This window comes from Amycolatopsis sp. NPDC004747 (assembly GCF_053601335.1).
On record NZ_JBSGBQ010000021.1, the window covers coordinates 96887 to 109996 of the forward strand.

11 protein-coding genes are annotated in these 13110 nt (G+C 72.6%); 10 read left to right on the forward strand and 1 reads right to left on the reverse strand.

The genetic code is table 11. The features are described 5' to 3' along the window. Positions 1–206: 206 nt before the first annotated feature. Genes ACWEGE_RS30465 through ACWEGE_RS30475 form a run of 3 tightly spaced genes read left to right on the forward strand, consistent with a single transcriptional unit; the run spans position 207 to position 3080 of the window. Complete coding sequence (locus ACWEGE_RS30465) at positions 207–1322, forward strand: sensor histidine kinase (RefSeq protein WP_449663881.1); 1116 nt, start codon at positions 207–209, stop codon at positions 1320–1322. Beyond that, positions 1315–2445 carry a hypothetical protein gene (locus ACWEGE_RS30470; protein ID WP_449663882.1) on the forward strand — a complete coding sequence of 377 codons (1131 nt, stop codon included), beginning with the start codon at positions 1315–1317 and terminating at the stop codon, positions 2443–2445. Before ACWEGE_RS30465 ends, ACWEGE_RS30470 begins: the two co-directional genes overlap by 8 nt. Further along, a complete protein-coding gene (locus ACWEGE_RS30475; RefSeq protein ID WP_449663883.1) occupies positions 2382–3080 on the forward strand; it encodes a response regulator in 699 nt (232 codons plus the stop codon). Before ACWEGE_RS30470 ends, ACWEGE_RS30475 begins: the two co-directional genes overlap by 64 nt. 129 nt (positions 3081–3209) lie before the next feature. On the opposite strand, the gene ACWEGE_RS30480 is transcribed toward ACWEGE_RS30475, so the two are convergent. Then, positions 3210–4286, reverse strand: a complete 1077-nt coding sequence (locus ACWEGE_RS30480) for a sensor histidine kinase (protein ID WP_449663884.1) — start codon at positions 4284–4286, stop codon at positions 3210–3212. A 72-nt stretch (positions 4287–4358) separates the two neighbouring features. Here ACWEGE_RS30480 and ACWEGE_RS30485 point away from each other — a divergent pair, with 72 nt between their 5' ends. From ACWEGE_RS30485 to ACWEGE_RS30515, 7 genes are all read left to right on the forward strand, one after another. Further along, positions 4359–5267, forward strand: coding sequence for an aminoglycoside phosphotransferase family protein (locus ACWEGE_RS30485; protein WP_449663885.1), 909 nt, complete (start codon positions 4359–4361; stop codon positions 5265–5267). Positions 5268–5395: 128 nt separating this feature from the next. After that, a complete protein-coding gene (locus ACWEGE_RS30490) occupies positions 5396–7111 on the forward strand; it encodes a GTP-binding protein (RefSeq protein WP_449663886.1) in 1716 nt (571 codons plus the stop codon). Between the two features lie 171 nt (positions 7112–7282). Then, complete coding sequence (locus ACWEGE_RS30495; RefSeq protein ID WP_449663887.1) at positions 7283–8812, forward strand: cellulase family glycosylhydrolase; 1530 nt, start codon at positions 7283–7285, stop codon at positions 8810–8812. Positions 8813–8967: 155 nt separating this feature from the next. Continuing rightward, positions 8968–9804, forward strand: coding sequence for a serine hydrolase (locus ACWEGE_RS30500; protein WP_449663888.1), 837 nt, complete (start codon positions 8968–8970; stop codon positions 9802–9804). Positions 9805–9998: 194 nt separating this feature from the next. Then, positions 9999–11144 (forward strand): Cys-Gln thioester bond-forming surface protein, encoded by a 1146-nt coding sequence (locus tag ACWEGE_RS30505; protein ID WP_449663889.1) that lies wholly within the window; start codon positions 9999–10001, stop codon positions 11142–11144. Between the two features lie 202 nt (positions 11145–11346). Further along, positions 11347–12174, forward strand: coding sequence for an AraC family transcriptional regulator (locus tag ACWEGE_RS30510; RefSeq protein WP_449663939.1), 828 nt, complete (start codon positions 11347–11349; stop codon positions 12172–12174). Positions 12175–12254: 80 nt separating this feature from the next. After that, positions 12255–13073, forward strand: a complete 819-nt coding sequence (locus ACWEGE_RS30515; protein ID WP_449663890.1) for a dioxygenase family protein — start codon at positions 12255–12257, stop codon at positions 13071–13073. Positions 13074–13110 lie beyond the last annotated feature (37 nt).

Genomic DNA, 13110 nt, shown 5'->3' on the forward strand with positions numbered 1-13110 from the left:
CCTCTCTGTTCGGTCTGGAGCAAGCCTGTGCCGCGGCCGCCGCGCCGTCATGACGGCCGAACAGCCGTCGTCGTCGCTCGTTCGGCGTCCCGTGACAGCCGAACGGCCGTCATGACAACGGCGGTGGCGCGGTTAGCCTCGTCTTCGAGGCGGAGGTGCCGGTGGGTGGAGGGCGTGCGACGGAGGAGGGCGATGCCGGTCGCGCGATGAACCGGGTGCTGTTCCGGTGTGCGGCGATCGCGCGCGGTTCGCTCGGGGTCACCGGTGCCTTCGCCGCCGTGCTCGATGCGGGCCGGTCGCCTTTTCCGGCCGTGACCCTCGTCGCCGCGGCGGTGAACCTGCTCTGGTCGGCGTTCTTCGTCTGGTGTGCGGTGCGCCGCCGCATCACGGCCGGGTTGATGACGGTCGACCTGGCCGAGGTCGTGGCGCTCTGCCTGCTGCAGGAACAGCTGTTGTCCCCCGAGGCCCTCCCGACGGGTGCCTCGTGGATCGCGGTGCTCATCGGGGTGCGCGCCATCTACGGCCACATCGGGGTGCGGCCGGTCGTCGGCGTCGCCGGCGGGATCGTGGTCGTCGGGGCGTACGTCGCCGGCCAAGTGCTCGCGGGCGTGCCGGGGGCCGGGATCGCGCAGGCCGGGGTGTACTCGCTGCAGAACCTGTGCGGCCTGGTGCTGATGGCCCTCCTGCGGCGGGTGGGCCGGGCCGCCGACGCCGAACTGGCCGAGTTCCACCGCAGCCGCGCCCGCGCCCGTGCCGACCGGCTCCGCCGGGCCGAAGAGCGCGAAACCGACCGGCGGCTGCACCACACCGTGCTCGCCACCTTGACGATGGTCGGGTCCGGCGCCATCACCGCCTCCTCGGCCCGGCTGCGCGCGCAGGCTCGCGCCGACCTGGACGTGGTTTCGGACCTGCGCACGGGTGACGGCACGGGTGACGGACGAGTCCGGCTCGACCGCCTGCTCCGGGACGTCCCGGCCCGTGCGGGGTGGCCGGCCGGGGTGCGGACGGAGCTCGCCGGATGCGAGGCGCCGTCGGTGGTCGCCGACGCGTTCGCCTGGGCCGCGGGCGCCGCTCTGGTGAACGCGCGCCGGTACGCCGGCGTCGACCACGCGTCACTGGTCCTGACGGCGGAGGCGGGCGAGATCGTCGCGATCGTTTCCGACGCCGGTCGCGGCTTCGACCCGTCGGCGGTGCCCGCGCACCGGTACGGCCTGCGCGAAGCGGTCGTGGGCCGGCTGGCCGCGGTCGGGGGCGAGGCCGTCGTCCGGTCGGCCCCGGGCCGCGGGACCGTGGTCACGCTCAGGTGGCGGCCCGATGGCTGACGACTCGAGCGCGTCCCTCGCCGCGCGGTACCAGCGCGGGACGATCATCGTGACCGTGGCCATGGCGGGGCTGTGGCACGGCGGTTTCGACACCGCCGCGGTGTTGCTGATGTGGCCGCACTTCCGCTGGGCGTGGGTTTCGCCCGTGATGTGGGTGTTGTACACGGCGATGCTCGCGGCCGGCGCGGTCCAGCTGCTTCGCGACGGCGTCGTGCGCAGGCCGTGGCTCGTGGTCGCGCTGACGTTGACGATCAGCGTGGCAGTCGCGGTCGACGCGGACGGCGAGGTGGTCAGCTTCGAAAACTGGGCGCTCGGCGCGGTCGGCTGGCTCGGCGTCCTGGCCGGCTGGGGACGCTCGGCCGCGCCGCTGGCCGTGGTGCTGGCCGGCAACGGTGCCGCGTCCGCGGCGGCCATGTTCCTGCTGACCGAGCCGAGCCTCCAGGACGTCGCGTTCCTGCTGACGAGCCTGGGCGGCGCGACCGCCCTGCAGGTGGCGCTGGCCTACGGCGTGCGCACGCAGCGCCGGATCGTCGACGGCGCGGTCGAAGCGGCCACGGCGCGGGCCGAAGTGGAAACGCAGCGCTTGGCCGCCGGGCAGGCGCACGCGGCCCGCGTCCGGCGGCACGAATTCCTCCAGCGCACGGCAGCCGTGGTGCTGGCCGAGCTGGCCGACGGGACCGGCGACCCGGCCGATCCGGCCGTGCAGCGCCGGTGCGCGATCGAAGCCGCCCGGCTCCGCCGCTTGTTCCTGGAAGCCGACGAGGTGCCCGACCCGCTGCTGCACGAGGTGCGCGCGTGCCTCGACGTGGCCGAAACCCGGGGTGTCCCGGTGCGGATGAGCGTCTCCGGTGCGGTGCCGCCGGTGCCGGTGGGGGCCCGGCGCGAGCTGATCGAGCCGGTGGTGGAGGTGCTGAGCTCGGCGCGCAGCCACGCCAGGGTCACGATTTCCGGCGGCGGGGGCGAGGTGCAGGTGAGTGTCGTCGCCGACGCCGCCACCCCGCCGGTGCCGCGGCCGGCGGGCGAGGTCCGGGTCGAGTGCCAACGGGAGGGGGAGTCGCTGTGGGTGCAAACCAGCTGGACCGGCAGATCACCGTCGCCATCATCGAAGACCACGAGGTCGTGATCGACGGGGTCCGCTCGTGGGTCGACCGCGACCCGGGCCGCCGGGTGCGGGTGGTGGCGGGCGGAGCGGACGTCGACGAGGTCCTCGCCGGTCCCGGCGGTCACGCCGACGTCCTGCTGGTCGACCTCAACCTGCGCGGCACGCTCATCGTCGACCGGATCGCCGAGCTGACCGACGCGGGGCACCGCGTGGTGGTGTTCTCCGCGCATTCCGAGCCCGAAAACGTCCTCGCCGTTCTCGACGCGGGCGCGGAATTCCTCGAGAAGGACGAAAGCCGCGAGCACTGCGTGGAGACGATCGTGGCCGTCGCCGCGGACCGTCCTTACGTCACCCCGTCCAGCGCGGGCGCGATGATCGCCGACGACCGGCCGCTCCGCCCGGCCCTTTCCGGACAGGAACTCGCCGCGCTCAGGCACTGGTTCCAGGGGATGTCGAAGGCGTCGGTGGGGCGGCGGATGGGGATCAGCGAGGCCACCGTGAAGCAGTACATCGACCGCGCCAGGACCAAGTACGCCGCCGTCGGCCGGCGCGCGACGACGAAGGACGCGCTGCTCGCCCGGGCCATTCAGGACGGTCTCATCCGGCCCGGCGAGATCGGGGAATACCGTTCGCTGGCCAGCCGATCCGACGGCTGAAGGCCCGTCGTTGACCCCCGCACGACCGTCATGACCGCGGGGAAAGCCGGTTGTAGCGTCGAATTCGTTCCCGGTTGGCTCGGTAGGAGGAGGCGGAATGGAAACGCACAGCCAGTGAAGCACCGACGCTCACCGGCGGGCGGGGAGCCGGACCGTGACGAGGAGCCCGCCCGCCGCGCGGGGTGCCAGCTCGAGCATCCCGTCATGGGCCCGGACGATGCTGTGCACGATCGCCAGCCCGAGGCCGACGCCGTCGTGCTCGTCGGTGCGCGTGCGGGCGGTCCCGCGCTGGAAGGGCTCGGTCAGGGTCGGGACCAGCTCGGGCGGCAGCGGCCGGCCGGTGTTCTCGACCAGCAGCACGCTCGCGTAGCGCCGCCGTTCGGTGTGGACGGTGACCGTGCCGTCCGTGCGGTTGTGCACGATCGCGTTCTGGACGAGGTTCGTCACCATGCGCAGCAGCAGCGCCGCGGAACCGGTCGCGTGGACCGGCTCCCCGGTGACGTCGAGGGTGATCTTGCGCTGTTCGGCCAGCGGCAACAGCGTTTCGGCGGCCTCTTCGGCGACGAGGGACAGGTCGACGGGCTCGCGGGTGAAGTGCCGCCGGTCGCTGCGGCTGAGCAGCAGGAGGGCTTCGGTGAGGTCGATCGCCCGCGTGTTCACCACGCGGAGCCGGGCGACGAGCTCGTCGCGGGGGTAGGCCGGGTCCTGGCCGGCGACGTCGAGGATGGCCTGCGAGATGGCCAGCGGGGTGCGCAGTTCGTGCGAGGCGTTGGCGGCGAACCGCTGCTGCTCGCCGACCTGGGATTCGAGCCGTTCGAGCATCGTGTCGAAGACGTCGGCGAGCTCGCGGAACTCGTCGGAGGGGCCGCTCAGGCGGATGCGGTGGGACAGCGACCCGTGCGCGGCCAGCCGGGCGGCGTCCGCGATCCGGGTGAGCGGGGCGAGCATCCGGCCGGCCAGCAGCCAGCCGCCCACGAGCCCGAACACCAGCAGGAAGCCGAGCGCGGTGGCCGCAGAGGGGACGAACATGCGCGTGAGGAGGTACCGGTTCGGGGCGATGCCGAGCAGGCCCTTGTCGTTGTCGGGCACGTACCGCAGCAGGGACGTCTGCACGACGGCGAGCAGAACGGCGCCGGCGAGCATGAGGAACGCGGCGTAGCTGATGGTCAGCTTGAGCCGCGCGCTGAGCCCGGGGCGCCTGTTCACGCCGAAAATGGTAGGCGGCCCGGGTTATCGCGGGCATATGCTCGGTTTCGTGATCAAGCCAAGGGCACCGCGTTGACCACCGTCCCGGACCTCGGTCCCGTTCCCCGGCGCATCGTCGTCGACGCCGAACTGGTGCGCCGGTTGATCGCGGAGCAGTTCCCGCAGTGGGCCGCGCTCCCGGTCCGGCCGGTGTCCCACGGCGGGTGGGACAACTTCACCTTCCACGTCGGCGACGCGATGGTGGCGCGGCTGCCCAGCGCCGCCGAATACGCCTTGGCGGTCGAAAAGGAGCAGCGGTGGCTCCCGGTGCTCGCGCCCCGGCTGCCGCGGCCCGTTCCGGTCCCGCTGGCGGAAGGCCGGGCGAGCGCGGGCTACCCGTTCCCGTGGTCGATCCACCCCTGGCTCGACGGCGAACCCGCGCGCCGGGACCGGATCGCCGACCCCGTCCGCTTCGCCGTCGACGTGGCCGGGTTCCTGGCCGCGCTGCAGGACGTCGAGGCAGGCGACGGGCCCCAGCCGGGCAAGCACAACTGGTTCCGGGGCGCGACCCTGCGCACCTACGAGCCGTCGGCCGAGCGCGCGCTCATGGCGCTGGACGGCCGGATCGACACCGGATTGGCCCGCGAAATCTGGGCGAGCGCACTGGCCGCGCGCTGGGACGGCCGGGACGTCTGGTTCCACGGTGACGTCGCGCCCGGGAACCTCCTGCTGGGCGGCGGCGAACTGACCGCCGTCATCGACTTCGGGACGTGCGGGGTCGGGGATCCGTCCTGTGACACGGCCATCGCCTGGACGCTGCTGACCGCCGAGGGCAGGCGGGCGTTCCGCGAGCGCCTGCCCGTCGACGACGGGACCTGGGCGCGCGGGCGCGGCTGGGCGCTCTGGAAGACGCTCGTGTCCGCGGCCCGGACCGGCGCGGAAGCCGAGGAAGCGCACCGCGTTCTCGGCGAGATCTTCGCCGAATACCGGACCGGGAAATAATCCTTTGTGCCGTCGCCGTCCCGTCACTAACGTCGGACCGGCGCTGATCGATCCGTGAGGGGGCACCATGCGCCAGATCCGCAACACCGCCGAATTCCCAGCAACCGTTGCGGCATCCGGAGTGCTCTTTGTCCGAACCCCCTCTCACCATCGGGATCCTCGCCCACGTCGACGCCGGTAAGACCAGCCTGACCGAGCGGCTGCTGTTCGACAGCGGCGCGGTCGGTGCGCTCGGCCGCGTCGACGACGGCAACACCCAGACCGACACGCTCGACGTCGAACGCCGTCGCGGCATCACGGTCAGCACCGGCGTGGCCTCCTTCCGGGCCGGCGACCGGACGGTGAACGTCATCGACACGCCGGGGCACGCCGATTTCGTCGCCGAGGTCGAACGCGCGCTCGGCGTGCTCGACGGCGTCGTCCTCGTGGTCTCCGGGCCCGCCGGCGTCCAGGCGAGCACCCGGATCCTCTGGCGCATCCTGCGCAAGCTGCGCGTGCCGACGCTGGTGTTCGTCAACAAGCTCGACCAGCCCGGCGTCGACCCGGCCGGCGTGCTCGAGGCCCTGCGGAAGAAGCTCTCCCGCGCGGTGGTGCCCTCCGCCGAGGCCGTCCGCAGCGAGGTGGCGGCCGGCGAGGCGTACCCGGTGTTCTTCGGCTCGGCCGTGACCGGCGCCGGCGTGCCCGAACTGGTCGCCGGGATCGTGGGCTTCCTGCCCACGCCCGCGCCGGGCGCCGGGCTCCGCGCGACCGTCTTCAAGATCGAACGCGGCCGGGGCGGTGACCGGATCGCTTACGCCCGCGTGCACGGCGGCACGCTGCGGGTGCGCGACCGGGTGGAGCTCTTCCGGCGGACACCGGACGGCACGGTCGAGCGGAGCCGGCGGCGGATCACGGCGATGACGCTCGCGGGCGCCGGCGTCACCCGGGCGGGCGCGGGGGACCTGGTCCGGTTGTCGGGGCTCGGTGACGTCCGGGTCGACGACCGGCTCGGTTGCCCGGACGGCCTGGCGGCCGCCGGGTTGTTCCCGCCGCCCGGGCTGGTTTCGGTCGTCACCGCGCGGCCGGGCGAGGAAACCCGGCTGCACCGGGCGTTGCGCAAGCTGTGCGACCAGGATCCGCTGCTCGGCCTGCGCGTCGACCGCGGTGCGCTGTCGGTTCGGACCTACGGTGAAGTCCAGCTCGAGGTGCTGCTCGAGCGGCTGCGCGAGGACTTCGGGCTCGTCGTCCGGTTCGAGCCGCCGCGGCCGGTGCACGTCGAAAAGCCCGCCGGCGTCGGCGAAGCGGTCCAGTTCCTCGACCGGCTCGGCCCCACGGACCCGGTCGCGACGGTCGGGCTGCGGGTGGCTCCCGGCCCGGCAGGCAGCGGCGTCCGGTACGAGCTGGCCGTCGAACGCGGCTCGCTGCCGCGGGCCTTCCACACCGCCATCGAGCAGACCGTGTACCGCGCGGCGGGGTGCGGCCCGCACGGCTGGGAGGTCACCGACTGCGTCGTCACCTTGACCCACTCGGGGTTCCAGCCGCCGCTCAGCACGGCCGGCGGCTTCCGGGAAGTCACCGAACGGCTGCTCTCGCTGGCGTTCGCGCGGGCGCGGACCCGCGTGTACGAGCCGGTGGACCGGTTCGAGCTCGAAGTGCCGGAGCACGCGGCGGGTGCGGCGCTCGTCGCGCTGGCCAAGCTCGAGGCGGCGTGCGAGCCGCCGGTGGTCGAAGACGGCGTGGCCCGGCTGAGCGGCTCGCTGCCGTCGGCCGCGACCGCGGGCTTCCGCCGCCGGCTGCCTGCCCTCGGGCAGGGCGAAGCCGTCTTCACGGCCGAGCCCGGCGGGTACCGCCCGTGGCGGGCGTAGGGGACTCCGGCCGGGGGAGGCGGCTGCGTGCGATGGGCGAACGCGCCGGACGCTGTTCGCCTGAATCCGCCGTTGGTGATTGACAACCCCGGGGCCGGGAAGCGACGGTGTGACGGGCTTCTGGGAACGCTCCCAGAAGCGTCCGCCGTCAGCGTGCACAAGGGAGTGCCGATGTGGGGAAGAGCCGGAAAACGTCCCGCCGCGCTTGCGGTTGCGGGCCTCGCGGTCGCCGCCGGGGTCTTCGCGTCGACGACGGCGGTGTCGTTCGCGCGTGAGACGAGCGCGGCGTTCGCGTGCAAGGTCACCTACTCGGCCAACGATTGGGGAAGCGGTTTCGGCCTCACCGTCGGGATCGCCAACCTCGGCTCCGCGCCGGTCGACGGCTGGACGCTGACCTACTCCTACACCGGGAACCAGACCCTCCAGAACGGCTGGATGGGCAACTGGACGCAGTCCGGCAAGCGGGTCACCGTGACCAACGCGAGCTGGAACGGCACCATCCCGGCGGGTGGTTCCGTCGGCACCGGCGCGAACTTCTCCTACAGCGGCACGAACAGCACACCCACCGACTTCGCGGTCAACGGCGCCACGTGCACCGGCGTGCCACCGACCACCGAGACGACCCCCATCACCAAGCCGACGACGACCACGCCGACGACGACCACCACGCCGCCCCCGCCGGGACCGGCGCCCGCGTTGCACGTCTCGGGCAACAAGCTGCTCACCGCGGACGGGAAGACCTACCGGCTGCTCGGCGTCAACCGCTCCAGCGGCGAGTTCGCCTGCGTGCAGGGCAAGGGCATGTGGGACAGCGGCCCGGTCGACCAGGCGTCGGTCGACGCGATGAAGGCGTGGAACGTCCACGCGGTGCGGATCCCGCTGAACGAGGACTGCTGGCTCGGCCTGTCCGGCTCGCCCAGCGGCGCCCCCTACCAGCAGGCCGTCAAGGACTACGCGAAACTGCTGGTGGCCAACGGGATCAACCCGATACTCGACCTGCACTGGACGCACGGGCAGTACACCGGGAATTCCTCCGCCTGCACCGACGTCAACGCCACCTGCCAGAAACCGATGCCCGACCGGCAGTACACGCCGACGTTCTGGAGCCAGGTCGCGACCGCGTTCAAGGGCGACGAAGCCGTGCTGTTCGACTTGTTCAACGAGCCGTACCCGGACGCGGCCGCCAACTGGTCCGACGCGGCCGCCGCGTGGCGGTGCCTGCGCGACGGCGGTACCTGCACGGGGATCGGCTACCCGGTCGCGGGCATGCAGGAGCTCCTCGACGCCGTCCGGGCGACCGGTGCCAAGAACGTGGTGCTGACCGCGGGGCTCACGTGGACCAACGACCTCACCCAGTGGCTGGCCTACAAGCCCGCGGACCCGGCGGGCAACCTGGTGGCGTCCTGGCACTCCTACAACTTCAACGCCTGTGTCACGGTGTCCTGCTGGGACAGTCAGATCGGGACGGTCGCGGCCCAGGTCCCGGTGCAGGCCGGGGAAATCGGCCAGAACAGCTGCGCGCACGACTACGTCGACCAGGTGCTGGCCTGGCTGGACGCGCACAACCTCGGGTACACGGCCTGGACGTGGAACCCGTGGGGCTGCAGCGGCGGCAACGTGCTGATCGAGGACTACAGCGGCACGCCCACCAAGACCTACGGCGAGGGCTTCCGGGCCCACCTCCTGACGGTTCACCCGTGAGGGGTACTCGCCACGGTGGGTGACCGAGGGCGCCGCTCGCCACCGGGGCCGTCCCGGCGGTGCGGTCACCGGGGTGCGGCGGTGCTCGCCGCACCCCGGTCGTCCGTGCGAGTCTTCAGGGCGGACCCACCCGCTCGCCCTCACCGGGAGACTCCATGGGCAAGCTCCTGCTCACCGCGCTGCTGGCGGCCTTCGCGCTGGTGCCGTCGCCGTCGCCGCCGCCGTCCGGTGGCGGGCACGCAGCGCGCGGCGGCGACCCGTGGGGCCCGGAACTGCGGGCGCGGATCGCGCGGGCGCAGGCCTACGCCGACAGCCGGCCGGGGGTGACCGGGATCGTGCTCCGCGACCGGTGGACCGGCGCCGTCCACCGCAGCCCGGCGGCCGGCACGCTGATCTGGGCCTGCTCGACGCCGAAGCTGGCAATGGCCGTCGACCTGCTGCTGCGCGCGGACTCGGGTGCGATCGCGCTGACCGCCGAAGATCGCGAGCTGATGCACCGGATGCTCCATTCGAGTGATGACCGCGCCGCCCAAACGTTATGGGACCGCTTCGGCGGCGAGGCCGAATTCGGCAGCCGTTTTCCGGCATACGGAATGACCGACATGCGGTTCAGTGATCGGCACCCGCACCACTGGGGCTGGATCCGCACCACGGCGGACGATCTGGACCGGCTGATCGAATACGTCCTGACCCGCCTGCCTGCCCGGCACCGCGACTACCTCGTCGGCGAGCTGCGCACCGTGGACGTCAACCAGCAGTGGGGTGTCTGGGGTGCCGGGCCCGCCGCCCGGCCGGGGAACAAGAACGGCTGGTCGGACGACAACGACGACGGTTCGTGGATCATGAACTCGGTCGGTTTCGCGGGCCCGGGCGAGCGGTACGCCCTCGCCCTGATGAACGACACGCGGGTGATCTCCGGCGGCGACCAGACCGGCAAGGAGACCACCACGAAGATCGCCGAAATCCTGTTCGGAGGGTATTTCCGCGGCTGAAATCTGCAGCTCTTTCAGGGGATTTCCGAGCTGATTCGTGTTTATGGGGCCACCGTGTGTAGCCCTGTGAGGTCTGTGTATGCTGCCATTCGCTTGACCGGGTGATCACTCACCCGAATCAGTGGCCGCCGTGGTCGGGGATCGCGATCTCACGCGGCCCTCAACGGCGTGGTTCGGGCTCGGATAGGAGATTTATGCAGGTCAGGTCAGCTTTCGTGCGTGGCGGGATCGCGGTGCTCGCCGCGGCCGCCGCGGTCATGGTCAGCGCCCCGTCTGCGCTCGCGGACGACGGCGCCGCGCGCGGCCGTGCCGACAAGGCCGGGAGCACGCTCGGCTACCGGGTCAACCTCGACCACGGTGACCCCTACGCCAAGCTGTTCAACTTCAAGCTGTCGGACGGCAAGACCCTCAAGCTCTACTGCGTGCAGATCAGCGTCGACATCCGCTACGACGTCGACATGCTCGAGCGGCCGTGGAACCAGTACCCGGACGCGAGCTCGCCGTTCACGAAGAACAGCGCCAAGATCAACTGGGTGCTGCACCACGGCTACCCGGGCCTCAAGCTCGACGAGGTGGAAGCCGAGCTCGCCAAGCAGGGCGTCAAGGTCCACGACGGCGTCTCCGAGGCCGAGGCGATCACCGCGACGCAGGCCGCGGTGTGGCACTTCAGCGACGGGGTGAACCTCGACCTGAAGCAGCCGCTGAAGGAGAGCAACCCGCCCGAGGCCAACGCCGACGTCTCCGCGCTGTACAGCTACCTGGTCGGCGACCAGAACACCGGCATCGGCGCGCAGCCGAAGCCGACCCTGGACATCGCCGGGCCGAAGACCGAGGGCAAGGCCGGCACCAAGATCGGCCCGTTCCAGGTCGCCACGACCGGTGAGGTCACGTCGCTGACCTCCGAGCTGCCCGACGGCGTCAAGGTCACCGACGCCGACGGCAAGGAGCTGAAGGCCACCGACGTCAAGGACGGCAGCAAGCTGTTCGTCGACGTCCCGGCCGGCACCAAGCCGGGCAAGGGCACGTTCTCGCTGAAGGCCTCCGGCGAGCTGGCCACCGGCCGCCTGTTCGTCGCGGAGAACTACGCGAAGCAGCCGGCGCAGTCGCTGATCGTCGCCGACTCGGAGAAGACCCAGGTGACCGCGAACGCGGCCGCGAGCTGGTCCGAGACGCCTGCCGCCCCGACCACGGCGCCGAGCACGCCCGCCGGTGCCCCCTCCGGCGGCGGCGAGCTGGCCAACACCGGTGTCGACGCCGCGGTTCCGTTCGGCATCGGCGGCCTGCTGCTCGGCGGCGGCGCGCTGATGCTGCTGCTGAACCGGCGCCGCAGCCGCGCGTGATGCGGTAGCGCAGTACCACCGGACGGGGCTGGTCCACTGTGGACCAGCCCCGTCCTGCTGTCCGGGACCCGACGATCGGATTGCGATCATCGGGGCAAAACCGGCGAACCGCCCCCGGAATGGTCTAGACTTCTTGGCCATGCGCGGTACGACGGTTCCGCTCGGGACGCCCTGCCGGACCCCGCGGCCGGGCGAGCTGCCGATGCACCGGCTGGAGGTCCCCGCTCCGCACGCGCCGCCGTTCGCGGTCGGCTCGTTCGACGCGATCGGGCCGCTGTCCCGCGCGGAGTTCCCGCACCGGCACACCTTCCACGAGCTGGTCCACGTCACCGGCGGCACCGGCGCGCACGTCGTCGACACCGCGCGCTGGCCGCTGCGGCCGCCGCACTTCGGCGTCATCGCGCCCGGGCAGGTGCACCAGTGGGCCGGTGTCCGCGGCCTCACCGGGCACGTCGTGCTGTTCACCGACGACTTCCTCCTCGACCACCCGGCCGATCGCGAGCTCCTGCGGCGGCTGAGCGAACGGCCGTGGCTGCACCTGGACGACCACGCCGACGCACTGGTCACGCGGCTGATCGCCGATCTGGAGGACGAGTACCGCCGCGGCGGTGCGGGCACGGAATCGGTGCTGCGGGCGCTGGTGCACGTGCTGGTCGTGCGGGCGGGACGGCTGCTGGGGACGCCGTCGCCCGCGTCGGCCGGTGCGGTGGCCACGGAGTTCGTCCGGCTGGCCGGGCGCCCCGGCCCGGGGGTGTGGTCGGTCCGCGCCCACGCCGAACGCCTCGGCGTCACCCCCGGCCACCTCACCGAGGCGGTGAAGGCCGCGACCGGCCGCACCGCCGCGCAGCTGCTGCGCGAGGCCAGGATCCGGGAGGCACAACGGTTCCTGCTCCGGACTGAGCTGACCGTCCGGCAGGTCGCGAGCCGCGTCGGGTTCGCCGACCCGGCCTACTTCTGCCGGTTCTTCCGCCGCGAGACCGGGCTGAGCCCCGGCGACTTCCGGCGCGGCGGCGAGAAGCACCACGACTGACCGGTCCAGTCCATCGCCGCTCGCCGGGTGCGCTGCCTACGTTCGAGGGGATCCCCGACCTCCCCCACGAGGAGCCAGGCATGGACGCAGAGAACAAGCTCAGCCGCAAGACGGTGCTCAAGGCCGCGCTCGCCGCGGGTGTCGCGGCGCCGGTCGCGCTGGTCGGCGGCCCGGCGCTGGCCCGCGCGAACGCCGTCGGCGGCACCGCACCGGAGCTGACCCCGGCGTGCCACGACGGCGACGAGCCGACGATCGAGCAGACCGAGGGCCCCTACTTCAAGCCGAACTCGCCCGAACGGACCAACCTCGTCACCCCGGGCACCCCGGGCACCCGGCTGACCGTGACCGGCTACGTCTTCGGGCGGGCCTGCCTGCCGGTCGGCCGCGCGCTGCTGGACTTCTGGCAGGCGGACGTCAACGGCGCCTACGACAACACCGGCTACACCTTCCGCGGGCACCAGTACACCAACGCGCAGGGCGCGTTCACGCTGTCCACGATCGTGCCGGGCCTCTACCCCGGCCGGACCCGGCACATCCACGTGAAGGTGCAGGCACCCGGCAGGCCGGTGCTGACCACCCAGCTCTACTTCCCCGGCGAGCCCCGCAACAACACCGACACGATCTTCGACGCCCGGCTGCTGATGACCGTGCGCGACAACGGCTCGGCCAAGGAAGCCGCCTTCGACTTCGTGCTCGACGTCTCGCAGACGCCGACGTCCACGCGGCCCACGCCGACCTCCTCCACCCCGCCCGGCGGCACTTCCTGGGCGGCCGGCACCGCGTACGCGGCGGGCGCCCGGGTCACCTACGACGGCCGCGGTTACGTCTGCCTGCAGGCCCACACCGCGCAGCCGGGCTGGGAGCCCCCGGCCGTCCCGGCGCTGTGGCGGGCGGAGTGACGCTTCCCGGCAGGCCCCGGCCGCACCCCGGGGTCTG

Bases quoted from the DNA above. Each gene is read 5' to 3' on its own strand.
- ACWEGE_RS30465 (WP_449663881.1), top strand. From the start codon at position 207: ATGAACCGGGTGCTGTTCCGGTGTGCGGCGATCGCGCGCGGTTCGCTC.
- ACWEGE_RS30470 (WP_449663882.1), top strand. From the start codon at position 1,315: ATGGCTGACGACTCGAGCGCGTCCCTCGCCGCGCGGTACCAGCGCGGG.
- ACWEGE_RS30495 (WP_449663887.1), top strand. From the start codon at position 7,283: ATGTGGGGAAGAGCCGGAAAACGTCCCGCCGCGCTTGCGGTTGCGGGC.
- ACWEGE_RS30500 (WP_449663888.1), top strand. From the start codon at position 8,968: ATGGGCAAGCTCCTGCTCACCGCGCTGCTGGCGGCCTTCGCGCTGGTG.
- ACWEGE_RS30505 (WP_449663889.1), top strand. From the start codon at position 9,999: ATGCAGGTCAGGTCAGCTTTCGTGCGTGGCGGGATCGCGGTGCTCGCC.
- ACWEGE_RS30510 (WP_449663939.1), top strand. From the start codon at position 11,347: ATGCACCGGCTGGAGGTCCCCGCTCCGCACGCGCCGCCGTTCGCGGTC.
- ACWEGE_RS30515 (WP_449663890.1), top strand. From the start codon at position 12,255: ATGGACGCAGAGAACAAGCTCAGCCGCAAGACGGTGCTCAAGGCCGCG.